Genomic DNA, 24,268 nt, shown 5'->3' with positions numbered 1-24,268 from the left:
CAATGGCCGACGGGACTGGACGAGGCGAGGGGGACGAGTGAGCAGGTTGGTGCGATCGGGTGGCTGGCGAGGCGCCCTGGTACGCAAAATCGTGCTTGCCGCGCTCAGCGCGCTGATCGCGGGCCTGGTCAACGCCACCGCCTCAGCGGCCGTCGAGCAACCGCCGACCACCGTGGCCGGTCTGCTTGGTCGCTACTACGACCTGTCCAACCAGGCCGAACGCGTCAACGAGGAACTCCTGCTCGTTCAGGAGAACCTCCAGGGCAAGCGGACGGACTCCCAGGCCGCGGCCGTACGGGCCCAGGCGGCCCGCACGGCGGCCGACGTCGCCCGCGGCCGGGCCTCCCAGGCGCAGGACGACCAGTCCCGGCTGGACGCGCTGATCCAGTCGAGCGGCGACCTGAACGCCATGTCCGCGTTCCTGAACAGCTCCAGCCAGGCCGACGTGATCGCCAAGATGCAGGCCTCGAGCATGGCCTCGCAGATGAGCGGGTCCGCCGCGGAGCAGGGGAAGGTCGCGATCGCCGACGCGGAGAAGGCGGCTCGGGACGCCACCGCGGCCGAGATCGAGGCCCGCCGGTCCGAGGCGGCCGTGTCCGCCACCGAGCAGCAGGTGACCCGCCAGCGCGACGAGCTGACCAAGCAGATCGCCGCGGTGAAGGCCACCCTGGACAGCCTCACCCCGCAGCAGAAGGCCATCCTGCAGGACACCCCCGACAACGGGTCGGGCGCGGTGGTCCCCAAGGGCAACCTCGGCGAGGTCGTCAAGTTCGCCCTCAGCAAGCTCGGCCTGCCGTACCTGTGGGGCGGGACCGGACCGCAGGCCTTCGACTGCTCGGGCCTGATGCAGGCCGCGTACCGCGCGGGCGGCTTACAGTTGCCCCGCGTGTCGATCGAGCAGTCAACGGTCGGCCAGGCCATCAACCGGGCGGACGTCCGCGCCGGCGACATGATCTTCTACTACAGCCCGGTGCACCACGTGGCCATGGCGATCGACAACAAGCGCGCGGTGCACGCGCCGGACGTCGGCCAGAACATCCGGGTGTCCAACATCGACGCCATCGGCCCGATCACCGTGATCCGCCGGGTGATGAACTGACCCGGGCCAGCTCCCGGACCGTCCGCACCGCCGACCTGCCGGCGCCGAGCAGCCCGATCCCGGTCGGCACCACGATCAGCACGATCGCCAGCACACCGCCGGCGGCCGACCACACACCCCCATCGAGCGCCGCCCACGACAGGCGCAGCATGCTGACCATCGCCTGGAGCCGGAACACCACGAAATACCAGGTGGCGACGGCGACACCCGGAAGGTAGAGCACAAGGTAGAACCGCGCCCAGAAGATGTCCTTCGGGCCGGCCGCGGCGAGAAGTTCGGCATCCTCCGCCGACGGACGCCGGATCAGCCGCCGGGCGACCGCCCCTTTCATCGCCCACAGATTCTTGCGCCCGGTCACTACCAGGAAAACCGCGTAGAAATCGGTGCGCATATACACTTCGAGCTGTCCGATGATGCCGCCGACATTGACGAGAACAGCAGCGCGCACAATCTCGGTCGTCGGCGAACCGAGATTTCCGGCCGTCTCCTGGAGAATGAGAAACGCGGCCGCGATCGCGCCGTCGACCAGCATCCCGGCGACCAGTGGAATGACCCGTTTCCAGCGCGGCAGGACCCAGAGACCGGTCACGTCGGTCTGCGCCACGAGGAAGAACAGCCGTCGGCCGAACGAGATCCGGCCGTACACCCCGAGCCACGCGGCGGCCAGCTTGTGCGCCAGCTCGTGGATGATCGTCAGAATCAGGGACACGGTCGTGACGGTGAAGATGCTCACCAGCGGCACCGCGAACGGCACGCCGTCGTGGTAGCTCGGCCGCAGCGCCGGATCCGACACCAGCAGCACGATCCCGGCCACGACCAGGGCCGCCTGGATGCCCAGCGCGACCGGGCCGAAGAACACCCGGCCGATCCGGTGCCCCGGCGGTGGTCTCTCCGGGGGCGGTGGCTCGGCGTCCTCGGTCAGGATCCCGGCCGCGGTCAGGTCGGCCAGGAAGTCGGCGACGTCGACGTCCTGGCCGACGGCCTCGCTCGCGCGTGCCGCACAGTCGTCCACGGCCACGCCGGCCTGTAACCACAGGATGACCTGGCCACCGATCTCCGGCACGGCCACGAAGTCGTCGGCGCCCCGACGGCCCAGGATGTACCCCTCCGCGTCCGGCACGACCGTGAGCGCCTGGTAGCGGTTCGCCGTCATCGCCGGGCGCACCATGGGCAGTCCGGGTGCCGTTGCCACGGATCACGGGACGTGGTCATGTCGTCGGCGAGCTGCAGCACGTGGTAGCAGGCCAGGGCGACCGGGGCCTCAGTCCGCCGGACGAATCGCATCGCCTCCATCGCCATCAGCCCGGACAGCACCTGCACCACCGGTCCGGTCGCCCGGTTCACCGGCTGGCTGTCGAACAGCGGACCGGCGCCCTCGGCAGCCGGCTCCTCGGCACGACGCAGCTCCAGGCACTGCCGGCAGGCCGATGTGCCGGGTTGGACCGACCAGTAGACCAGGCTGGAGTACGCCAGCCCGCCGGCCACGAACGGGATGCCCAGGTCACAGCAGGCCTCGTTGACCAGCAGCTGTACGTTGCCCGGGGTGTCGACCGCGCAGACCACCACGTCGTGCCCGGTCGCCAGCTCCTGGATCGCGACGACGTCCTCGACGCGCCGGTGCACAGCGTCGACGACGGTTCCGCCCGAGTAGGCCGCCGCCCACGCCTTGGCCGCGTCGACCTTGCGCCGGCCGACCGCGGCGAGGCCGTACGCGAACTGCCTGGCCAGGTTCTTGATCTCGACGGTGTCGAAGTCGACCAGGGTGACGTGGCCGACGCCCAGGCCGACGAACGACTGCAGGATCCCCGACCCGAGGCCGCCGGCGCCGAGCAGCAGCACCCGCGCCGACGCGACCGCCCGGTGCTGGTCGGCGCTGCTCACCGTGAGGTCGGCGGAGACGTCGTAGAACCGGAGATTGCTCTGGTGGCGCTCCCGGACCGCCGGGGTCAGCGTGTCGTCGTCGCCGGCCCGTTCCAGGATCCGCCACTCGTCGAACTGGGCCAGTGCGGCGGCGATGTCGTCCCGGGGGACCTGGAATCCCTCGGCCGCCATCGCCGGCACGAGTTCGTCCTCGGTGCGAGTGCCTTCGCGCAGCAGTCTCAGCAACACGGCGACGCTGCCTTCGGCGTCCGCCAGGTGCGTTCGCTCCAGCGCGCGCCGGTGAATGATGACGCCGCCGGCCACGGATTCGACCTGAAGTGATTTCAGGCGGGGAATCATGCGCATCTCCTGCCGATGACCCGCCCCTGGCGGTCGAAGGACACACCAGGGGCGGTGGAAAAGGTTGTCAGGCGAGTTCGTTCTCGGTCTGGTGCCGCTGCGTCGCCTCGATACGCTCCACCTTTTTCACCGTGATCTTCACGATATTCACCTCCTTTGTGGTCGTGACTCGAATGACGCTACCCGGGGCCGATATGCGACAGTCGCCGAAGATCTACCGGACACCCATTACGCCGAGACTCCTGCACGATCGGACGGCCCTAAAATCCGGCACAAATCCCATTTCCCACAAATGCGTGTTATCGTCGCCGTCGGACGGCGGTCCGGTACCGGCCGCCGTGTCCGGTGTGTCCGGGACGCAACTCATCGGGCGGGTGTGGCGTCCTCCAGGTGAGGGTTGCCTGGGGGGATGGGACACAGATGGGCGAGATCTTGGACTGGGAGCTGGTGCACGGCCCCGTGCCCGCGGTGCTGACCGCGCTCGGGGCGGTGGCTGGGCTGTCGCTGCTGGTCAGACGGGACCGCAGGTGGTGGTTGCGGGTGGTGCCGTTCGTGGCCGGGGTGAGCGTGCTGGTGACAGTGGGGCTCAACTGGGTGGTCGACGACCTCTGGCAGCCGTTCCCGGACGCGCTGCCGCTGCGGGTGCTGTACTGGGTCGGGGCGGCCGTGTTCGCCATCGGCCTCGCGATCGCCGGCATGCCCCGGATCCGGTGGTGGCGCCGCGGTACCGCGGTCCTCGCGGTCCTCCTGGTGATCGGCACGGCCACCATCAAGATCAACGCCGTCTACGGCTACTACCCCACCCTGCGGGCCGCGCTCGGCATGCCGCCGCCCAACGAGGTGGCCTTCGCCAGCATCAACGTCCCCGCCCCGATCATGCCGGCGCACGGCGCGGTCACCCAGGTCGCGATCCCGTCGCCGGAGTCGAAGTTCCCGGCCCGCAACGCCTACCTCTACGTGCCGCCGGCGTACCAGGCCGTGCCGCGACCATCGCTGCCTGTGCTGGTGCTCATCCCCGGCCAGCCGGGCGCGCCGCAGGACTGGGTCAACGGCGGCCAGGTCGCCGACATCATGGACCGGTTCGCCGCCACCCACAACGGCGTGGCGCCGATTGTCGTCATCCCGGACGCCACCGGCGGCGGCATGAACAACCCGTTGTGCGCGGACACCAAGGCAGGCAACGCCGAGACGTACCTGACCAAGGACGTCCCGGCCTGGATCCGGCAGAACCTCCAGGTCGTCCCGAACCGGTGGGCGGTCGCCGGCTTCTCCTACGGCGGCACGTGCTCGCTGCAGCTGGCCCTGCGCCACCCGGACGTCTACCCGCTCTTCGTCGACATCTCCGGCCAGGAGGAGCCGACCCTGGGCAGCCGCGAGCGCACCATCAGGGAAGGCTTCGGCGGCGACGAGGCCGCGTTCCGCCGGATCAACCCGGCCGACCTGCTGGCCACCGGCCGGTTCCCGGGCACCGCGGGCGTGTTCACCGTGGGGATCTTCGACAAGCAGTTCAAGCCGCAGCAGCGCAAGATGCTCGACCTGAGCCGGCGCGCCGGCATGGACGTGCAGTCGCGTGAGGTCACCGGCGGCCACGACTGGCGCGGCTGGTCGGGCGGCCTGGACGCCTCGATGGACTGGCTCGCCGCACGGATGGGCCTGGTGACCGCGTGATCACGCAACTGCGCCGGAACCCGGCCACCGTCGCGATGGTCCTGGCCTTCTGGATCACCGGCGCGGCCACCGGCTTCGGCCCGGCCGACCTGGTCGACCGGGTCGGCGTCAGCGGCGACCTGATCGCCCGCGGCGGCTGGTGGAGCCTGGTCACGCCGATGTTCTTCGCCGAAGGCGTGCCGCGGTACATCGGTGCCACCATCATCCTCGCCCTGCTGTGCGGCCTGGCCGAACGCCGGATCGGCGCCGGCTACACCCTGCTGGTCTTCCTCATCACGCAGGTCCTCGGCACGATCCTCGCGGTCGGTGTGGCCACCCTCGGCGCCGCCGCGGGCGACTGGTGGTCCGCCGACCTGATGACCAACCCGGTCGTCAGCCCGTGCGGCGGGGCCTTCGGCGCGGCGCTCGCCGCAAGCGTGCGGCTGCCCGCGCTGTGGCGTCGGCGGCTGCGGCTCACGCTCGTGCTCACCATGGTCATGCTCGCGCTGTACGCCGGATCGCTCGGCGACTTCATGCGGCTGTTCGCCGGCCTCGCCGGGCTCGCGCTGGGACCGTTGATGCTCGGCCGCGGCAAGCGACAGCCGGACACGGCACCGTCCAGAGTGGAGTCCCGGCTGCTGGTGGCGATGATCGTGGCGGTGTCCGCGATCGGCCCGCTCGTCGCCACCGCGACCCAGACCCCGGACGGACCGCTGAGCGCGTTCCAGGTCATGCTCGTCGGCGACCACCTCGATCCGTCCGATGTGGACGAACTGTGCGCCGGTGTCACCACCAACCTGACCATGACCTGCCAGCAGGCCCGGGTCGCGCTGCGGCTGGCCGGGCTCGGCCCGGCGTTCATGTCGATCATCCCCGCGCTGCTCATGCTCGTGATGGCCGAGGGCCTCCGCCGCGGCAGGCGGTTCGCCTGGTGGGGCGCTGCCGGCCTGAACGCCACCCTCGCCCTGCTCGGCATGGACCTGCTGGTCTACTTCCTCACCGACCCGGCGCCGATGTCGTCGCAGGACTGGACCAGGACCACGGTGTCGCTGCTGCAACCGTTGCTGGTGCTGGTTCTGCTGCTGGCCACCAAGAAACGGTTCGACGTGCAGGCACCGGCCGGCGTCTACCGGAAGCTGGCGGTGACCACAGGCGCCACGTTCTTCTTCTGCGTGGTGGCGTACTCGATCGGTGGGTACCTCGCCCGCGGCCAGTTCGAGCACCCGCCGTCGTTCGAACAGCTGCTGGGCGACCTGCCGACGAGGTTCATCCCACCCGCGTACCTGGACGGGTTCGACCTCACGGTGGTGCCGAGCGGCATGCTCGCGATGGCGTTGCACCAGTGGGTCGGCGTGGTGTTCTGGACGGTCGTGATCGCCGGCTGTGTGCTGACGTTCCTGCGGGCCAGGGTGGAGAGCCGGATCGCCGACCGGGTCCGCGCCCGGTCGCTGCTGGCCGAGTACGGCGGCACGTCGATGTCACACATGATCACCTGGCGGGGCAACAACTACTGGTTCACCCCGGACGGCCGGGCGGTGATCGCGTACCGGGTCATCTCGTCCGTCGCCCTCACCACCGGCGAACCCGTCGGCGCCCCGGACGCACGCGCCAGGGCGGCCGGCGAGTTCGCGAAGTTCTGCGCGGAGAACGGCTGGACCCCGTGCTTCTACGGCGTCAGCGACGAGCTGCGCGCCGAGCTCACCGACGCCACCTGGAGTTCGGTCCAGGTCGCCGAGGAGACCGTGATCCCGTTGCCCGACCTGCAGTTCCGCGGCAAGAAGTGGCAGGACGTGCGGACCGCGCTGAACAAGGCCGAGGCCCGGCAGGTGACCGCCGAGGCGGTCCGGTTCCCGGACGCTCCACAGTGGATGACCGACCAGATCCGGGCATTGTCCCGGGCGTGGCTGGCCGACAAGGGCCTGCCGGAGATGGGGTTCACCCTCGGCCGCATCGAGGAACTGGCCGACAACGACGTCCGCTGCATGGTCGCGGTCGACGCGGACAACCGTGTGCACGGTGTCACGAGCTGGCTGCCGGTCCGCCGGGACGGGCAGGTCGTCGGTTGGACACTCGACTTCATGCGCCGCGACCACGACGGCTTCACCGGCGTGATGGAGTTCCTCATCGCGTCCATGGCCACCGAGGCCCGCGACGAGGGCATGGAGTTCCTCAGCCTGTCCGGCGCGCCGCTCGCCAGGCTGGACCGCGCCGAGCGCACGCCACCCCTGCAGCGCGTGCTGGACATGGTCGGCAAGACCCTCGAACCGGTGTACGGGTTCAGGTCGCTGCTGGCGTTCAAGGCGAAGTTCCAGCCCCAGTACCGGCCGCTGTTCATGAGCTACCCGGACGCGGCCGCGCTGCCCAGCATCGGCAACGCCATCACCCGCGCGTACCTGCCGAAGATCACGCTGGAGGAAGGCGCCCGCCTGGTTCGTACGTTGGTCCGACGGTCCCGCGACCGGCGTTGACGGCCTACGGTGGGCAGGTGTTCGAATCACTCATCGACGGCAAGCCCGTGACCGAGGGCGCCGAATACCTGTCCCGCAACCCGGCCCGACTGGACGACGTGGTCGCGACGATCCGCCTGGCCGGCCCGGACACCGTGGTCGCGGCGGCCGAGTCCGCCAGGCGTGCGCAACGCGAGTGGGCCGCCGTGCCGGCGCCGGTCCGCGGCCAGTTCGTCGCCGCCCTCGGCCGACTGGTCGAGGCCAACGCCGACAAGCTCGCCCGCCTGGTCACCCGCGAGATCGGCAAGCCGTTGGCGGAAGCCCGCGGCGAGGTCCAGGAGATCGTGGACACGTGCGACTTCTTCCTGGGTGAGGGCCGCAGGCTGTACGGGCAGACCGTGCCGTCCGAGATGCCGGACAAGCAGCTGTTCACGTTCCGCGTCCCGGTCGGTGTCGCCACGGTGATCACCGCGGGGAACTTCCCGGTCGCCGTGCCGTCCTGGTACCTCGTACCGGCCTTGCTCTGCGGAAACGCCGTTGTGTGGAAGCCGGCGGAGTACGCGGCCGCCAGCGCGCGGGCGTTCGCCGAGTTGATCTGGCGGGCCGGACTGCCCACAGGCGTCCTGAATCTGGTGTTCGCGGACGGGCAGGACACGTACGACGGCTTGACGCAGGCCCTGGCGGCAGGACTGGTGGACAAGGTCGGCTTCACCGGGTCCAGCGCGGTCGGCGCCCGGATCGGCGAACTGTGCGGCCGGCACGTGCAGTCGCCGTGCCTGGAACTGGGCGGCAAGAACCCGATGGTGATCACCGCGGACGCGGACCTCGACCTGGCCGTCGAAGGAGCCCTGTTCTCCGGGTTCGGCACGGCCGGGCAGCGCTGCACATCGCTGGGCACCGTGATCGTGCACGAGGACGTCCACGACGAGTTCGTCGCCCGGTTCACCGCGGCCGTCGCCGGGGCCAAGGTCGGCGCACCGGACGAGGATGTCCTGTTCGGGCCGTTGCTGGACGAGAAGTTCGCCTCGAACTACGACGACACCCTTGGCTGGATCGCGTCCCACCACACAGTCATCGGCGCGACCGGCCGGATCACCGCGGACAACCCACGCGCGGGCTTCACCGGCGACCCGGCGGCGGGCCTGTTCTACCACCCGGTGATCGTCGACGGCGTGCGGCGGGACGACCGGCTGTTCCAGGAGGAGACGTTCGGCCCGATCGTCGGCGTCACCACGTACCGCGACCTGGACGAGGCCATCGACCTGGCGAACGCGCCGGGGTACGGCCTGTCCTCGTCGATCTACACGACCAACCCGAAATCGGCGTTCCGGTTCCGGGCCGGGATCGGCGCGGGCATGGTCAGCGTCAACAACTCGACCTCCGGCGCCGAGGCGCACCTGCCGTTCGGTGGGAACGGCAAATCCGGCAACGGCAGCCGCCAATCGGGCATCTGGGTCCTCGACCAGTTCACCCGCTGGCAGTCGATGAACTGGGACTTCTCCGGCCGGTTGCAGAAGGCCCAGATGGACGTCGCCACCATCACCCCAGACCTCTCGTTCCGACTGTGAAAGCCGACGTCGTCGTGATCGGCGGCGGCGTGATGGGCGTGAGCACCACGTTCCATCTCGCCGCCGCCGGCGTCAACGTGCTCCTGCTCGAACGCGACTCACTCGGCTCCGGCAGCACCAGCCGCGCGGCCGGCGGCGTCCGAGCCCAGTTCTCCGACCCGGTGAACATCGCACTGGGTCAACACAGTCTGGCGGCGTTCGAACGGTTCGCGCAGGACCCAGGCTTCCCCATTGACCTACGCCAGAACGGATACCTGTTCCTGCTCGACAAATCGTCCGATGTGGACGCTTTCACCGCGGGCGTGGAACTGCAGAACTCGATGGGCGTCCCGTCACGGATGATCGACGTGGCCGAAGCATGCGCGTTGTCTCCCCTGATAGCGCCCACTGGCTTGCTCGCCGCCGCGTACTCACCCCGCGACGGGCACTGCACACCGGAAGCCGTGGTCCAGGGCTACGCCGCCGCGGCCCGCCGTCTCGGGGCCACAATCCTTTCGCACACTGAGGTCACGGGGATTTCCGTGTCCGATGGGGAAATCACCGGCGTGCGTACCGTGTCGGACTTCGTGACGACGTCCGTCGTGGTGTGCACCGCGGGGGCATGGTCGGCGGCGATCGGTGAGATGGCCGGGGTGCCGCTGCCAGTCCGACCGTTGCGTCGTCAGATCCGCGTCACGTCGCCACTTCCCTGGCTGCCGCCGGGACTGCCGATGACAATCGACTTCGGCAGCACCTTCTACTTCCACCCGGAAGGCCCCGGGCTGCTGTTCGGCATGTCCGACCCGGACCAGGAGTACGGCTTCGACCTGCACGTCTCCGACGAGTGGCTGGACCGCCTCGGCCCCGTGGTGGAGCGCCGCGCACCCCAACTCGCGGACGTCGGCATCGCCCGTGGCTGGGCCGGCCTGTACGAGGTCTCCCCCGACCACAACGCGATGGTCGGCGAATCCCCTGACATCAGCCGTTTCCTGTACGCCACCGGCTTCTCCGGCCACGGTTTCCTGCAGGGCCCAGCGATCGGCGAGGTCATCCGCGATCTCGTGCTCGGCCACTCCCCCTTCGTCGACGTGTCCTCTTTGGACGCCAGACGATTCGCCGGATCCTTTTCCAAGGCAGAGCACAACACTGTGTGAAACTGCCGAGTCACTAGGGGCAGAAGTGGCCGAGTGCCGCGTTGCCGTTGCTGGCGACCGTGTTGAAGAACGTCCGCAACATGGCGTACTGGTCACGCAGGTGTGCCAACTCCTCCGGCGCGGAGTCCTCGGTCCACCGCCACGCTGGATAGATCTCCCGCGCCGCCATCGCGGCGGGATCGAAGTGCGGGGCGAGTTGACCTCGGCCTCGTCGAAGAGGTACTGCAGCGCGTCCCAGTCCTTGCCGATGCCCGCGTAAACGACGTCGCCGCCGAGCTCGTAGCTCAGGGCGAGGGCCGCCTCGCCGTCGTCGGCGACCCCGGGCCAGCTGCTCCGGGGTCACCTCAACGTATCCCAGGACCATACCCATCTCCGCTTATCTTCTTTTTCGTCACATGTATAAATAACTGTTTTCGTAGTCCTGAATGTAGTCATTGAACCACTCGACGGTGTTTGTCCGTATCCCTGAACGGAGGAATGGAGGCTTGATGCGTTCACGACTGATCGCGACGTTCGTTGTTCTCGTGCTGGCGCTTGCCGGCTGCGGCCAGACCGCCACGAGTGCCGGCCCGGCCAAGAGTGACGACCACAACGACGCTGACGTGCAGTTCTCGTTGAACATGATCCCGCACCACAGGCAGACGATTCAGATCGCCGACCTGGCCACCAGGCTGGGTGGGACCGAGCAGGTGAAGGTGGTCGCGGCCGAGATCCTCAGTCCGGAGGAGCAGGACGTCCAGACGATGAACGGCTGGTTGCGGTCCTGGAACGTGGCTCCGCCCGCCGACATGTCCGGAATGGACATGGACATGCCCGGTATGTTGTCCGCCAAGGACATCAAGTCACTGCAGACCACGACCGGCGCGGACTTCGACAAGAAGTTCCTCACCATGGTGGCCAAACACCTGCAGAACGGCGTGGACATGGCGAAGCAGGTGCTGAACACCGGGAAGCACGCGGGCACCAAGACGTTGGCGAACAAGATCGTGAAGGAGCAGGGCGAGCAGATCCAGAAGGTTCAGGCGTTGAAGGTCTAGCGGGGCATCCGCCGCCAGATCGACCTGGGGAGCATTCGCATCACCGCGAACACCGGCTTCAGCACTCCCGGCACCCAGACCACGTCTTTCTTTCCCCGCAACCCTTTCACGGTGGCGTCCGCGACCTGGTCCGGGGTGCTGGCGAACGGTGCCGGTGTCATTCCGTGGGTCATTCGGCCGGTGACGAAGCCTGGGCGGATCAGGAGCAGGCGGACCCCGGTGCCGTGCAGGGCGTCGGCCAGGCCGCTGGCGAAGCCGTCCAGACCGGCCTTGGCCGAGCCGTACACGTAGTTGGCGCGGCGGACCCGGACGCCGGCCACCGAGGAGAACACGACGATCCGCCCTGTCCCCTGGTCCCGCAGGATGTTCGCGAGGTGGGTCAGGACGCTCACGTGTGCGGTGTAGTCCGTGTGGACGATTGACAGCGCGTGGTCCGCGTCGCGTTCCGCCCGGGACTGCTCCCCCAGGATGCCGAAGGCGATCACGACCGTCGTGATCGGGCCGAACCGCGAGGCTGTGTCGGCCAGGAACGGGCCGTGCGCGGCCAGGTTGTCGGCGTCGAACTCGACCCGTTCGATCGTGGTGGCGCCGGCTTCGAGGAGGGTCTTCGCCTCGGTCGCCAGGTCGTCCGCGCGTCGGGCGGCCAGCACGACCGTTCCCTTGGCCAGCCGTTTCGCCACTGCCAGGCCTATCTCACTCCGGCCGCCGAGCACCAGGATCGTCACGGGGGCATTGTCCCAGCCGTGCCCCGTGTGACGATTCCCGCCGCCGAACCGACATGATCCTCATGGTGAACGACCATGTCCGTGCCCTGGGCACCGGGTGGCTGGTCCGGGGCACGGTCCCCGGGCCGGACGTCGACGAGTTCGGCGAGCCCGACCAGATCACCCGCGAGCTCGCCCGGCCGGGCGCCGCCGACGGGACGTTGCTGGCCGTCCAGCACCCCCACCGGACGCCCACGGCCATCGCGGAGAACCGTGGCCTGCTCGACGCGGTCCCCATCGCCGAGGCGGCCCTGGGCCACCTGCGGGCCCAGCACTACCGCCGGGTCCACGACGTCGTCGCCCTGTCGTGGGGTGACGGACCGGGTGGCGAGGCCCTCGGGGTGCAGTGTGTGGTCGACCCGACCGCGGTCCTGCCCGGCGGCTTGACGTTCGTGCGGCACACCGAGGACGTGTATCCCGAGGTGGTGGCGGAACGAGCCGCGATGCAGGCCGCGCTGAGGTGCGCGACGAGTGCCGCGATGCTCGTACCCGCGGACGGCGGCGCCGCGTTCACCGCTCTCCTCAAGGGGGTTGTCGCCGAACTGGGCGAGCCGGAGGTGTCCATCGTGGACAAACACGGCCGGGACCGGATCTGGCTGCTGGGCAAAGGGGACCTGCAGGACACTGTGCTCACCGCGATCCGCCGGCACCCGCTGCTGGTCGCCGACGGCAACCACCGGGTGGCCGCGGCGACCCTCGCCGGCAACGGGCTGCTCGCCCTGGTCACCGACGGGCCGGACCTGCGGATCGGGCCGATCAACCGGGTCTTCGTGCACACCAGCCTGGCACCCGGCGAGCTGGTCGAGCGGTGGCGGGCGGCCGGCCTGGACATCCAGCCGGCGAACGGGTCGCCGGCGCCCGGCACGGTCGTCGTGCTCGCCGGGCTGGACCGGCTGGCGATCCGGCTGCCCGGTCCGGGGATCGACCACCAGAAGGTCGAGCAGCTCATGGTGGAGCGAGCGCTGGGCCGGGACCCGGCCGAGGTGCTGCGGCCGCTGTACGTCGGCCAGCAGCCGAGGCCGGACGCGGACGCCGTGGTGCTGATCGCCCCGGTGCCCCTGGACCACGTCCTGTCCGGCCGGCGGATGCCCAGGAAGGCCACGTACTTCACGCCCAAGCCGCGCAGCGGGCTCGTTCTGGCCGACCTGCGGTGATCTAGACTCGGGTCCGATGTCGACCGTGGGGCGGGACGCAGAGCTGGCCGTCCTCGCGCGCGCTGTCGCCGAAACCCAGGACGGGCGCGGCCGGCTGACGCTGCTGCGAGGCGAAGCGGGCATCGGCAAGTCGTGGCTGGCCGAGCAGACCGTCGCGCTGGCGCGGGAGCGTGGCTTCACTGTCCTGCGTGGACAGGCGCATGCCCTGCACGCCGGCCTCGCGTACGCGCCGATCGTGGCCGCCATCCGACCGTACGTCGCCGCCGGGGACGACCACACCGGCCTGGCGAACCTGTCCCGGCTGCTGGCCGACCCACGGCTGCCCGCGGCGCCGCCCGGCGGTGACCCGAGCCTGGCCCGGACCCGGATGTTCGAGGCCGTGGTCGGCCTGGTCACCCGCTTGGCGCCGGCGTTGCTCGTCGTCGACGACCTGCATTGGGCCGACCGCGGCACGGTCGAACTCGTCCAGTACATCGGCCAGGGTGTCGCCGGGCAGGCCGTACTCGTCCTGGGCGCGTACCGGCCAGGCGACGCCAGCACGCCACTGGACACCCTCGCCACGGCCGTGCGCCGGCAGGACGGCGAGATCGACCTGGCGCCCCTGCCCGACCACGCGGTCGCCGAACTCACCGGAAACCTCCTCGGCAGCACCCCTGACCAGGACTTCCTCGACGACGTGACGCGCCGCGCCAAAGGCGTTCCGCTGTTCGTGACCGCGCTGGTGCACACGGGGTTCCGGGCTGACGCGCCGCTGCCGGCGATCGTCCGGGACGTCGTGCTGGACCGGCTGCAGCGGCTCGACGAGCGCGAGCGGCGGATGATGGCGACAGTGGCCGTCGCCGGGGACGCGGCCACCGACTCCGTCCTGCGCGACATCGACGACGATCCCGAGGCGCTGGGGAGTCTGGTGCGCGGCGGGCTGATCACCGAACTGCCTGCGGACCAGCACATCGGGTACCGGGTGTCGCATCCGCTCTACGCCGAGGTCACGTACGCCGACCTGACCGCGAACGAGCGACGCCAACTGCACGCGGCCGTGCTCGTCGCGGTCGAGAAGACCAGCCTGGACGACGTGCTCACGCTCGCCCCGCACTACCAGGAGGCCGGCACGCTCGCCGATCCGTCGCGGGCGGTCGAGATCACCGCCGACGCCGGCTGGCGCGCACTGGCGATGGGCGCGGCCGACGAAGCCGTCCGGTATCTGAGCACGGCGAAAGAACTCGCTGACCCAGTGCGTGTCCCCGCGCTGCTTGACGGTGTCGGGCGCGCGCACCAGAGCCAGGGCCGCTACGAACAGGCGGCGGCCGCGTGGCGGGAGGGTCTGGCGCTCGCCGCGCGGAACGGCATGCTCGACGACGCAGGCGGCCTTCAGCTGCGTTTGCTGCGGCTGGAAGCGGAGAGCAGCGACTCACAGACCGCCAACGACCGGCTGCACGACCTGGCGCGGCGGATGAGCGTCACGTCGCACGAGGCGGCGTTCCGGCACTTCGAGTTCACGCTGCGGCACAGCGACGAGGCCGAGGCCCGCGCGGTCACCGCCACCATGGCCGGGTTTATCGGCCCTGAGCAGCCCCCGGAGGCGCGGGCGGTCGGCTACCTCGGCCGCGGCTTCCAACTGCTGCTGGAGCGGCGGCACTACGACGCGTTGCCGGAACTGGAGTCCGCGGTCGAGCACGCCCGGCAGTTCGCCGACCAGTACCCGTTCTACCCGCGGTTCGCCCGGCTGATCCTGAGTTACGCCCGCGCGTTGACCGGCGACGTCCGGGGCTGCTTCGCCGGCATCACCGAAAGCATCGCCACGCCCACCCTGGTCGAGATTCCGTCGCTGCGGGGTTTCGAGCTGTACGGCCTGGCGTTCGCCACGTACCTGACCGGTGACATCGCGACCGCGCTCACCCAGGTCGACTTGGCGGTCAGCACCGCCGTCGACGGCCGGATCCCCCGGTCGATCGGCCGCAACAAGGGCCTGCGGGCGTTCCTGCTGGCCGAACTCGGCCGGTTGGCCGACGCCAAAACCGCCCTCGCCGAAGCGAAGCAGTCCTACCTGGCACCGGAGATGAGCCTCGCCACCATCGTCGCGCTCGCGGAGGCGGCGATCGGCTACTACCTGGACGGCCCGACTTCACCGAAGCCGTTCGACCCGTCCTCGGCCTTCGCCGACCCGTTGTCCGGCACGGTCCGGGGCCTGTTCACCGGCCTGACCGCGCTCCGGAACGGCGACGACGACGTGGTCGCTCGAATGACGACGTTCATGCGCGACGAGTCCCCCGCGCTTGGTCTGGCGTGTGCGTTCGCTGACCGGCTCGACGGCCTGCGCACCAAGGATCCGGACGCGCTCGCAGCCGCGGCACAGCGGATGGACGAGATCGGCGCCCCGCTGTTCGCCGCGCAGGCCCGCTTGGAACAGGCGGAGTTGGTCGCCGACCGCGCGTTGCTCCTCGACTGCCTGGCGACGTTCGACCGGGCGGGCGCGGCGGCATGGGCCGATCGGGCGCGGCTGCTCGCCCGTACGCTCGGCATCCGGATTCGGCCACCGCGCACCGAAGGGGTGCTGTCGGCCAGGGAGACCCAGGTGGTCCGGCTGCTCGGCGAGGGACTGTCCAATGCGGACATCGCGGCCCGGCTGTTCCTCAGCGAACGCACGGTCGAGACCCACCTGCGCAACAGCTACGCCAAACTCGGGGTGACCAGCCGGATCTCGCTGGCCCAGTGGGCCAGCGAGAACCTCAGCTAGTGCATCATCACCGGCGGCGTCGCGTCCTCGGAGCTGCCTTCGCCCTCGGTCGACGACACCTGGCGTCGCCGGCCCGGCAGGAGCAGCGCCGGGAGCACGCAGATCGCGATCAGCACCAACGACGCCACGAACGTCGTGGCGAACGAGTCGGCGGTGGCGCTGGCGGCGAAGTCGTGCGTCTTCGGGTCGCTCAGCGCGCCGATCGCGGCCAACTGGCCCTGGCTGGTCGGCACGTCGAACTTCCCGGCGAGCAGCGCCGCCAGGATGATCGACATGATCGCGGTGCCGATCGCGCCGAACGCCTGCTGGACGATGTTCAGCGAGGTGGACGCGTTGGCCACGTCGTGCTGCTTGAGGGTCTGCAGCGCGGCCGACATGATCGGCATCATCGTCGCGCCCATGCCCGCGCCCATCACGAACAGCGCCAGCAGCAGCTGCCAGTACGGGGTGGTCGCGGTCACCTGCGTGAACATCGCGATCCCCGCGACGATCAGCACCAGGCCGGGAAGCACCACCTTGCGGACGCCGATCCGGTCGGCCAGGGTGCCCGCGATCGGCATCACGATCATCGCGCCGATGCCCTGCGGCGCCATCAGCAGGCCCGCGTTCAGCGCGCTCTCGGCGCGGACCAGCTGGAAGTACGACGGGAACAGCAGCATCGCGCCGAAGAACGACACCGAGAAGAAACACATGGTGAACACGGCGACCGCGAAACTCTTGTCCCGGAACAACTTCAGGTCGATCAACGGGTTCGCGGCCTTGATCGCGCGCAGCACGAACCCGGCGATCAGCACCACGCCGAGCCCACCCGGCAGCCACACGTTGACGTCGCCGATCCCGCCGGCGCTGGGGATGTTCGACACGCCGTAGATCAGCAGCGCCAGGCCGGGCGACAGCATCAGCATGCCCGGGAAGTCGAACCGGCCGGCGTCCTCCGGCTGGTCCTTGGGCAGGAACCGCCAGGCCAGCACCAGCGCCACGATGCCGATCGGGATGTTGATGTAGAAGATCCAGCGCCAGCTGACCGAGTCGACCAGCCAGCCGCCGAGGATCGGGCCGCCGATCGGGCCGAGCAGCATCGGCACACCCAGCACGGACATCACCCGGCCGACCCGGGCCGGACCGGCCGCCTTGGTCAGGATGGTCATGCCGGCCGGCATCAGCATGCCGCCGCCGAGGCCCTGCAAGACGCGGAAGACGATGAGCGACTCGATGTTCCACGCCAGCCCGGCGAGCGCCGAGCCGATCAGGAACATCACGATCGCGAGCATGTAGAGGCGTTTGGTGCCGAACCGGTTGGACGCCCATCCGGTCACCGGGATGACTGTGGACAGTGCCAGCATGTAACCGGTGACGACCCACTGGATGGTGTCGAACGAAGTCGTGAACTGCAGCGCGAGCGCCTTCAGCGCCACGTTGACCACGGTGGTGTCGAGAATCGCCATGACGACGCCCACAACGACGACGCCGGCCACCTTCAGGACGGCGCCGTCGAGCTTGTCGGTTGGTTGCGCCACGCTTCTCCCCCAAGGAAGTTCTCTGAACGAAAGTGCGCAGCACCGCTGCGCGAATATGTACAATTAAGACCCTACCGACGGAATATCCGCGCAGCCAAAGCGATATCGGCGTGTGGACGATCACACTTTCACTGGCCGGCCACTGTGCCGTCCGACGGTGGGATATGGCGGCCGTTCGCCTCGGCCGCCTGGATCGCACGGAGAAGTTCGGGAACCGGCAGGTCCTTGCTGTTGGCCGCGGCGGTGATCTGGGCCAGCGGGCCGATCAGCTGGACGGTCTGCTCGACCGCGTCCGGGTGCCGCGCCAGCCACCAGACGATCGCGCTGCCCGTGTCCTTGAGCACATCCTCGGAAAGATAACGGCGCATGCTCACTTCCATGCGCCGCTCCTGCTCCCACATCCGCTCGTGCTTGCGTAACTCCGCGAGCCTGGCCAACCGGCGCGCGTCCTCGTCGGACACGGTCAGCGACACGTCCACCGCCCACGCCACCACCTGGCCGTACGGTTCGGCCAGCGGCGTGCCCAGGGACACCCCGAGCCGGTGCTGGACGACCTGGAACTCCTCCGGCTTCTCCAGCACGGTCAGCTCCCGCGCCCGGGTGAGGATCCAGTTCACGGCCAGGTCCACCGGGCTGGTGTGCGGCGGGCCGTTCGTCGACGCTATCTGCCGCCAGCAGACCGTGGCGGACAGCAGCACCTTGTAGTCGATCTCGGAACTGGGCAGCGGGATCGCCGAAAGCGGATACTGGACGTGCGCGGGCGGTTCGGTTTCCTCCGGTTCCGCGGCCTTCTGTTCGATCTGGGCCTGTTGCCGCTCCATCACCCGGCGCAGTTCCGCCTGTTCCCTGCGGTGCACGACGTGTTGGGCCGCCAGGGCGGCGCCACCGGCGCCGACCACCACGACCGCGGCCCACATCCACACCGGGCCGTGCACCACCAGGCTGACCGCCAGCACGACGACAATGGTGACCACAGCTGCCAACAAGGCCGCCCGGCTCTTGTCGGTCTGCTCCATGGCGCTGCCTCTCCTCGGGCCCCGACCGGTCCATCGTCGCTCGGACGGGACCACAGCGGGATACCCGAGGACCGTTTTCGCTCAAACAGACGCTATGAGATCGGGTGCGTACGCGAAAAGCCCCGGAAGTCCCCCGGTGTGCACGAACACGACCGTCTCGTCATCGCGAATCTCACCGTTACGAATCATGTCCACGAGCGCGGCCGCGGCTTTTCCGCTGTACACGGGGTCCAGCGTGATGCCTTCCGTCCTCGCGAACAGCCGTACGGCCGCCCACATCTGCCTGGTCGGCACCCCGTATCCGGCCCCGACGGCCCGGTCGGTGAGCTCGATGTCGACAGCGCCGGCCAGTCCTTCGACGTAGGCGCGGGACTCCTCCGCGGTGCGCGAGACGCACGCGCCGATCAGCGTGACGGGCCAGTCGAGCTGCTTGATCCCGAGCGCGAGGCCGGCGGCGGTGCCGGCGCTGCCGACCGCGACGACGATCTTGTCGATGTCGGCCCGTTGGTCATGGAGTTCCGCGGCGGCGGCCACGTAGCCGAGGATTCCGGTGCTGTTGGAACCGCCGACTGGGAAAGTCACGGCGTTGCGTTCCGCGTTCACCCGTTCGTACACCTGGCCGGCTTCCTCGCCGGTCTCGCAGATGTGCACGTGCGCGCCGTAGAGGTGGTCGAGCAGCATGTTGCCCGACTTCTCGTACGCTTCGTCGGCCCGGTCCACCTCCTTGACCAGGATCAGCTCGCAGCGCAGGCCGAGCCGGGCGCACACGGCCGCGGTCTGCCGGCCGTGGTTGGTCTGCAACGCGCCGAACGTGATCACGGTGTCGACGCCGGCCGCAAGCGCCTCGCCGATCAGGAACTCCAGCTTGCGGAGTTTGTTCCCGCCCACGCCGAGGCCGTTGACGTCGTCGCGTTTGACCAGGATCCGGGGGCCGCCGAGGGCCTCGGTGAGTCGGGGGCAGTCGTCGAGCGGGGTGGGCCACTGGCCCAGGATCACCCGGGGATACGCGGCGAGATCGATCGGCATGACCGCACGATAAGGGTGGGGCGGCCGGAACCGCCCCACCCCTGGCGTCTAGCCCAGCACGTTCACGCCGAACGACTGGGCCGTGCCGCCGTCGCAGGTCAGCTGGACCAACTGGACGCTGTCCGCGGCCGAGCCGGTCGGCACGGCCAGGCACTTGCCGCTGTTGCGGCTGACGAAGTGGTAGAAGCCGCCGCTCTCGGCCACCGGCTGCCACTGCTGGTTGGTGCCGCCGCCGTACGCCCAGAGCTGCAGGCCGGCGTTGTCCGCGGTGGACACCCCGGTGACGTCGACGACCTGCGCCGGGTTGTTGCGGTTGTTCACCCTGGTGTAGCCGCCGCTGGTGGGCTGGAACTGGAACTGCTGCGCGGTGGTGCTGTTGCAGGTGTACTGCTGGATGACGGTTCCGTTGGCGGTCGCGGCGGCACGGGCGTCGACGCACTTCGACGTGCCCTTGTTGACCACGCTGTACCAGGCGGTCGGCGACAACGGGTCCGGATTCTGGGTGCCGCCGCCGAGCCACAACAGGCCGTCCAGGATGAACCTGTTCTGGTCGGCGCTGGCGAAGGTCGACGACGTGCCCTGGCCGTTCGCGCCGACCGCGTCATGGCCGAAGTTCGCGTACAGCATCCTGAAGTTCTTGTTGGTCCACATGATCGGGTAGTAACCGCTGTACCACGCCTGGTTGGGGTCCGTGCCGAGCGGGAAGCTCCGCGGGTTCACCGAGGCCAGGATGGTGATGTTCGGGTTCTGCCGCAGGTCGTTGTTCCAGCTGTACCACTCGCTGACCGACGAGTTGATCACCGCGGGCAGGTGCGCGGTGGCCGGGTGGGTCCGGTTCTCGACGTTCAGGATCGCGGCGGCCGGGCCCCAGGTGTTGTTCCGGAACGTGCCGGCGCCCAGGAACGTGCTGTGGTACCACGGCCAGTCATTGGGATCCTGGGTGAAGGCGGACACATGGAAACCGAAGAACCCACCGCCGTTGCGCACGTAGTTCTGGAATCCCTGCTGCTGGGCGGCGGAGTGCGGCAGGTCGTCCAGGAACATCACGACCTGGTACTGCGCCAGCGTGCCCGGGTCGGCGAGCAGGTCCCAGTTCCGGGTCGCGGTGTAGCCGAAGTCGTTCTGCGCGGCCAACTGGGCGAACCAGGGGTTGGCCTCCTGCACGAACGCGATGTGTCCGGTGTCGAAACCGCCGTTGTAGAACGCGAGCACCTTGAACTGCGGTGCCGCGGACGCGGTGGGCACGGAGAGGAAACCGAGGAACAGCGCGATGACGGTCAGCGCCCGAAGCCATGGTCGTTTGCCCGCGGTTGAGGACATGCGGGGTCCCTTCTGGATATCGGCGGCGCTGAAACCGGCCGGCAGGGACCAGTACCGACAACTGACGGGTCGTCCAGCGTCACGCAGCGTATAATGGTCTAAACCACCTGGCAAGGCGCCGAACGGGCACGGGTGGCTTACGCTCGGTCAGTGACGGATGTTCAGCACCATGAACCGCACGAGGACACCGGGGCCCGCCTGAACTGGCTGCGAGCCGGTGTTCTCGGCGCCAACGACGGCGTCGTGTCCACCGCCAGCATCGTGCTCGGCGTCGCCGGCGCGACCACGTCGGTACCACAGATCGTGACCGCCGGCCTCGCCGGGCTGTTCGCCGGCGCGCTGTCGATGGCGGCCGGCGAGTACGTGTCGGTGTCCAGCCAACGGGACGCCGAGCAGGCCCTGCTCGACCAGGAACGCCGCGAGCTGGCCGAGATGCCCGAGGTGGAACTGGACGAACTCGCCAAGATCTACGTCGACAAGGGCCTGACCCCGGACCTGGCCGAGGAGGTGGCGAAGCAGCTCACCGCGAAGGACGCGCTCGCCGCGCACGCCGAGGCGGAGCTGAAGATCGACCCGGACGGCCTGACGAACCCGTGGCAGGCGGCGCTGGCGAGCTTCGTCGCGTTCACGGTCGGGTCGTTGCTCCCGTTGTTGGCGTTCCTGATCCCCACCGGGGACCTGCGGGTGTCCGTCACAGTCGCGGTCGGCGTGATCGCGCTGGCGCTGACGGGGTCGCTCAGCGCACGGCTCGGCGGAGCGCCGCGACTGCCGGCCGTCGCGCGGAACATCGCCGGTGGTGTCGTGGCCATGGCCGTCACGTACGGCATCGGTCATCTGGTCGGCACCGCCGTTTCCTAGGATTGCGCGATGGACTGCTTGTTCTGTGCGATCGTCGCCGGGGAGAAGCCGGGTTTCATGGTGGCCGCCGAGCCGGTCGGGACGGCGTTCCTGGACATCCGGCCGGTGTTCAAGGGCCACACGCTGGTCGTCCCGCCGACGCACGTGCCGACGTTCGCCGACCTGCCCAAGGCCGACCTGGGCGGCTACTTCGAGTTCGTCCAGCGGATCACGGTGGCGGTGCAGGCGGGGTTGGGTGCGCAGGGCACGTTCGTCGCGATGAACAACGTGGTCAGCCAGAGCGTGCCGCATCTGCACACCCACGTCGTTCCCCGGACGAAAGGGGACGGCCTGCGCGGCTTCTTCTGGCCGCGGACCAAGTACGCCTCGGACGAGGAGGCCGACGACTACGCCGCGCGCGTGCGGAAAGCGCTGTCCTGAGCGCCCTTTCGGGCATCGGTGTGGTGTGGACCCGGGTAGCGTGATCATCATTCGGGTATCCGGATGAAGGGGACACACAGATGCGGTTCGGGCTGAAGGTCAACCCAGGCACCTGGGACGAGGCCGCCAGGTGGGCGAAAATCGCCGAAGAGACCGGTTTCGACGGGCTGTGGACCGGCGACAACATGCGTAACCCGCGCGACCCGGCCGTGCCGGTGCACGACGGCCTGACGATCATCGCGGCCTGGGCGGCGACCACGACGCGGATCCGCGTCGGTGTGCTGATCGCCAACGTCGTGTTCCGTCGGCCGACTGTGCTTGCGAAGCAGGCGTTGACCCTGGACCACGTCTCCGGCGGCCGGTTCGACCTCGGCATCGGCTCCGGCGTCTGGCCGACCGACCACGGCATGTCCGGCGTGCCGATGTGGGAGCCTGCCGAACGCGCGGCCCGGCTCGGCGAGTTCGTCGACGTGGTCGACCGGCTGCTGCAAGGCGACGTGAGCGACCACTCGGGTCCGTACTATCCGTACCAGCACGCGTCCATGACACCCGGCCCGATCCAGGACCGGATCCCGTTGATCATCGCGGCGAACGCTCCCCGGGCGTTGCGTGTCGCGGCCGAGCACGGCGACGGCTGGGTCACTTTCCCCGGCGCGGCAAGCGAAGAGGAGTTCCACGCGGCGTCGGTCGCACGGATCCGCCGGCTCACCGAGCTTCGTCAGGCACCGCAGCGGCGCATCCTGCTCGCGTACGGGTCGATCACACCGTGGGCCTCAGAGGACTCTTTCGCGCGGCTCGTCGAACGTTACGCGACGATCGGGTTCGACGAGATAGTGTGCTACGCCCCGAAACCAGACGAGCGGGCGGTGTTCGACAAGGTCGTGGGGCGGCTCGACTCCTTCAGATGAGGCCGCGTTTCTCGTTCGCGCCGAGCCACAAGGCCGGCGCGAACCGCCTCATCGCGTCGCCGATCGTGTTACCTTCGCCAGCCGCGTCGCCCAACGGGATGACATAGCGACTGTCTTTGGCGAACTTGCTCATCTCCCGGTGGTTCTCGGCGAACTGCGGTCCGTGCGGGACAAGCACAATGTGCACGGAGTAACGGTTGCCTGTGTTCATGTTCCGCACGACGGTGCTGTCGATGCCGGCGCCGGCCAGGTCGGTCCACGGCACAGTGAACGACTGCTCAGTCGGGTCGTCCCAAGTGAACGCGGTGGCGTCGACAACCACAAGTCGCTTGCGTAGCAACACAGGGAGGCTCAACAGAACGGCGAGCCCGATCAACGCGAGCGGCGCCCCGATGATCCCAGCCACGATCCGCACACCGGTCGACGCCTGACTCCCGAACGCCGCGACCAACCCAGAAACCCCAAAGAACCCAGCCAGCGCACCCCCAACAACCCCGTACCAGCCCTGCCGCGCGCCAACATCCACAACCACCCGCTCACCCTCGGGAGGCGGCGGCAACTCAACCACCGGGCACCCAGCCGCTTCGCGCAACGCGGGCAGAACTGCGTCCCGACGCGGAATCCGGTACGAACGACTGCCCTGCGTGGAGGTGAACACCAAGGTCATCCGCTTCGGCTCGGTGATCACGCCAACCGAGACCAAGTCCGCCCAACGAACCTGGAAAGGTGTGCCCATCTTGGTGTCATCGCCGATCCCATCCGGCCCAACGGTCAAGTATCGAGGCCACAGCAACGAACGCCACCCATTCATCCGAATGACGACAACCAGCGTCACCAACGTCCCCGCCACGATCACCAGAACACCCCCGACACCACCCAGGAACGCGCCGAGCACAATCAGCCCGACGCCGACGATCGCGAAGTCGACGGCGAGCGTGAGCTGGTCGATCCTCGTCTCCCAGCCAAGCTTGATCCTGGTACCCATCAACCAACCTTAGCGGCCGTTTGCCGGGAACGCGTCCCGAGTGGGCAATTAGTTGTCGCGGCGACTTTGGGTTTGCTCGCTTTCGGCCGGAAGACTGCTCGCTTGCCGCTTCTGGACCGATGACTGCCTGCTCGCCGCTCGCGATCGCCCTTTTCGTCCGGACTGGAAAGATTTTTCGCTCGCCGCGAGGGCAGGCCGCCAAGAGGGAGCCCTTTCCTGGGTGTTGCTGGTTGTTTTAGTTGTCTTGGTCGTGGCGTCTCCCTCCCGTATGGCCTGCCCAAGGGAATCATATCTGCCAGGCGGGGTCCAGCTTGGTCTTCCGGTCCGTATCGCTCCCGCTTCTTGCTGGGTCCCGTAGGCGGACCTCCGGTTGGGTTTCGTGGGTGTGGACCCCGCCTGCCAGATATGATTGGCT

The 24,268-nt window shown here is 69.1% G+C and carries 20 protein-coding genes; 11 read left to right on the top strand and 9 right to left on the bottom strand.

Translation table 11 applies throughout. From position 1 onward, the window contains the following. Positions 1–37 precede the first annotated feature (37 nt). Positions 38–1,099, top strand: a complete 1,062-nt coding sequence (locus EV192_RS52750; protein WP_132126394.1) for an NlpC/P60 family protein — start codon at positions 38–40, stop codon at positions 1,097–1,099. On the opposite strand, the gene EV192_RS52745 is transcribed toward EV192_RS52750, so the two are convergent. Both EV192_RS52745 and EV192_RS52740 read right to left on the bottom strand, forming a co-directional pair. Continuing rightward, positions 1,071–2,252 carry a hypothetical protein gene (locus EV192_RS52745; protein ID WP_132126393.1) on the bottom strand — a complete coding sequence of 394 codons (1,182 nt, stop codon included), beginning with the start codon at positions 2,250–2,252 and terminating at the stop codon, positions 1,071–1,073. The genes EV192_RS52750 and EV192_RS52745 overlap by 29 nt on opposite strands. After that, positions 2,249–3,319, bottom strand: a complete 1,071-nt coding sequence (locus tag EV192_RS52740; protein WP_165961064.1) for a HesA/MoeB/ThiF family protein — start codon at positions 3,317–3,319, stop codon at positions 2,249–2,251. The genes EV192_RS52745 and EV192_RS52740 overlap by 4 nt, the downstream gene beginning before the upstream one ends. Positions 3,320–3,739: 420 nt before the next feature. Between EV192_RS52740 and EV192_RS52735 the strand changes: the two genes are divergently transcribed. The 4 genes from EV192_RS52735 to EV192_RS52720 are packed head-to-tail and all read left to right on the top strand — an operon-like array spanning position 3,740 to position 10,114. Further along, complete coding sequence (locus tag EV192_RS52735; RefSeq protein ID WP_132126391.1) at positions 3,740–4,987, top strand: alpha/beta hydrolase; 1,248 nt, start codon at positions 3,740–3,742, stop codon at positions 4,985–4,987. After that, complete coding sequence (locus EV192_RS52730; protein ID WP_132126390.1) at positions 4,984–7,434, top strand: rhomboid family intramembrane serine protease; 2,451 nt, start codon at positions 4,984–4,986, stop codon at positions 7,432–7,434. The genes EV192_RS52735 and EV192_RS52730 overlap by 4 nt, the downstream gene beginning before the upstream one ends. A gap of 17 nt (positions 7,435–7,451) precedes the next feature. Further along, a complete protein-coding gene (locus EV192_RS52725; protein WP_132126389.1) occupies positions 7,452–8,981 on the top strand; it encodes an aldehyde dehydrogenase family protein in 1,530 nt (509 codons plus the stop codon). After that, entirely contained in the window at positions 8,978–10,114 is a 1,137-nt protein-coding gene (locus EV192_RS52720; protein WP_132126388.1) for an NAD(P)/FAD-dependent oxidoreductase, read from the top strand. The genes EV192_RS52725 and EV192_RS52720 overlap by 4 nt, the downstream gene beginning before the upstream one ends. 13 nt (positions 10,115–10,127) lie before the next feature. Here EV192_RS52720 and EV192_RS57090 read toward each other — a convergent pair whose 3' ends face one another. Beyond that, entirely contained in the window at positions 10,128–10,478 is a 351-nt protein-coding gene (locus EV192_RS57090) for a DUF1877 family protein (protein WP_279496430.1), read from the bottom strand. A gap of 124 nt (positions 10,479–10,602) precedes the next feature. Between EV192_RS57090 and EV192_RS52710 the strand changes: the two genes are divergently transcribed. Then, complete coding sequence (locus EV192_RS52710; RefSeq protein ID WP_132126386.1) at positions 10,603–11,151, top strand: DUF305 domain-containing protein; 549 nt, start codon at positions 10,603–10,605, stop codon at positions 11,149–11,151. Here the strand turns inward: EV192_RS52710 and dprE2 are convergent. Next, on the bottom strand, positions 11,148–11,870 hold the full coding sequence (dprE2, locus tag EV192_RS52705; protein WP_132126422.1) for a decaprenylphospho-beta-D-erythro-pentofuranosid-2-ulose 2-reductase: 723 nt from the start codon (positions 11,868–11,870) through the stop codon (positions 11,148–11,150). The two genes, EV192_RS52710 and dprE2, sit on opposite strands and share 4 nt — an antisense overlap. Positions 11,871–11,941: 71 nt before the next feature. Here dprE2 and EV192_RS52700 point away from each other — a divergent pair, with 71 nt between their 5' ends. Beyond that, complete coding sequence (locus tag EV192_RS52700; RefSeq protein ID WP_165961062.1) at positions 11,942–13,069, top strand: DUF1015 family protein; 1,128 nt, start codon at positions 11,942–11,944, stop codon at positions 13,067–13,069. A gap of 16 nt (positions 13,070–13,085) precedes the next feature. Next, the gene (locus tag EV192_RS52695; protein ID WP_132126384.1) at positions 13,086–15,803 is read left to right on the top strand and encodes an ATP-binding protein; all 2,718 of its coding nucleotides are present in this window, start codon (positions 13,086–13,088) and stop codon (positions 15,801–15,803) included. Here EV192_RS52695 and EV192_RS52690 read toward each other — a convergent pair. From EV192_RS52690 to EV192_RS52675, 4 genes are all read right to left on the bottom strand, one after another. Then, positions 15,800–17,320, bottom strand: a complete 1,521-nt coding sequence (locus tag EV192_RS52690) for a DHA2 family efflux MFS transporter permease subunit (RefSeq protein ID WP_243727645.1) — start codon at positions 17,318–17,320, stop codon at positions 15,800–15,802. The genes EV192_RS52695 and EV192_RS52690 overlap by 4 nt on opposite strands. A 128-nt stretch (positions 17,321–17,448) precedes the next feature. Further along, positions 17,449–18,336, bottom strand: a complete 888-nt coding sequence (locus EV192_RS52685; protein ID WP_132126383.1) for a hypothetical protein — start codon at positions 18,334–18,336, stop codon at positions 17,449–17,451. Positions 18,337–18,417: 81 nt separating this feature from the next. Continuing rightward, complete coding sequence (locus EV192_RS52680) at positions 18,418–19,362, bottom strand: D-cysteine desulfhydrase family protein (RefSeq protein WP_132126382.1); 945 nt, start codon at positions 19,360–19,362, stop codon at positions 18,418–18,420. A 48-nt stretch (positions 19,363–19,410) separates the two neighbouring features. Then, positions 19,411–20,682, bottom strand: a complete 1,272-nt coding sequence (locus EV192_RS52675) for a ThuA domain-containing protein (RefSeq protein WP_132126381.1) — start codon at positions 20,680–20,682, stop codon at positions 19,411–19,413. A gap of 150 nt (positions 20,683–20,832) precedes the next feature. On the opposite strand from EV192_RS52675, the gene EV192_RS52670 reads away from it, so the two are divergent. The 3 genes from EV192_RS52670 (at position 20,833) to EV192_RS52660 (ending at position 22,868) form a co-directional block, all read left to right on the top strand. Then, positions 20,833–21,540: a VIT1/CCC1 transporter family protein gene (locus EV192_RS52670; RefSeq protein WP_243727644.1), complete on the top strand. Its 708-nt coding sequence runs from the start codon at positions 20,833–20,835 to the stop codon at positions 21,538–21,540. Positions 21,541–21,549: 9 nt separating this feature from the next. After that, positions 21,550–21,960 (top strand): HIT family protein, encoded by a 411-nt coding sequence (locus EV192_RS52665; protein ID WP_132126379.1) that lies wholly within the window; start codon positions 21,550–21,552, stop codon positions 21,958–21,960. Positions 21,961–22,040: 80 nt separating this feature from the next. Further along, positions 22,041–22,868 carry an LLM class flavin-dependent oxidoreductase gene (locus tag EV192_RS52660; protein WP_132126378.1) on the top strand — a complete coding sequence of 276 codons (828 nt, stop codon included), beginning with the start codon at positions 22,041–22,043 and terminating at the stop codon, positions 22,866–22,868. Here EV192_RS52660 and EV192_RS52655 read toward each other — a convergent pair. Beyond that, positions 22,861–23,853 carry a hypothetical protein gene (locus EV192_RS52655; RefSeq protein WP_132126377.1) on the bottom strand — a complete coding sequence of 331 codons (993 nt, stop codon included), beginning with the start codon at positions 23,851–23,853 and terminating at the stop codon, positions 22,861–22,863. The genes EV192_RS52660 and EV192_RS52655 overlap by 8 nt on opposite strands. Positions 23,854–24,268 lie beyond the last annotated feature (415 nt).

The organism is Actinocrispum wychmicini (assembly GCF_004345645.1).
Taxonomy (GTDB): Bacteria; Actinomycetota; Actinomycetes; order Mycobacteriales; family Pseudonocardiaceae; genus Kibdelosporangium; species Kibdelosporangium wychmicini.
Note: the sequence above shows the minus strand (reverse complement) of the source record. Positions and strands in the feature narration are given on the sequence as shown.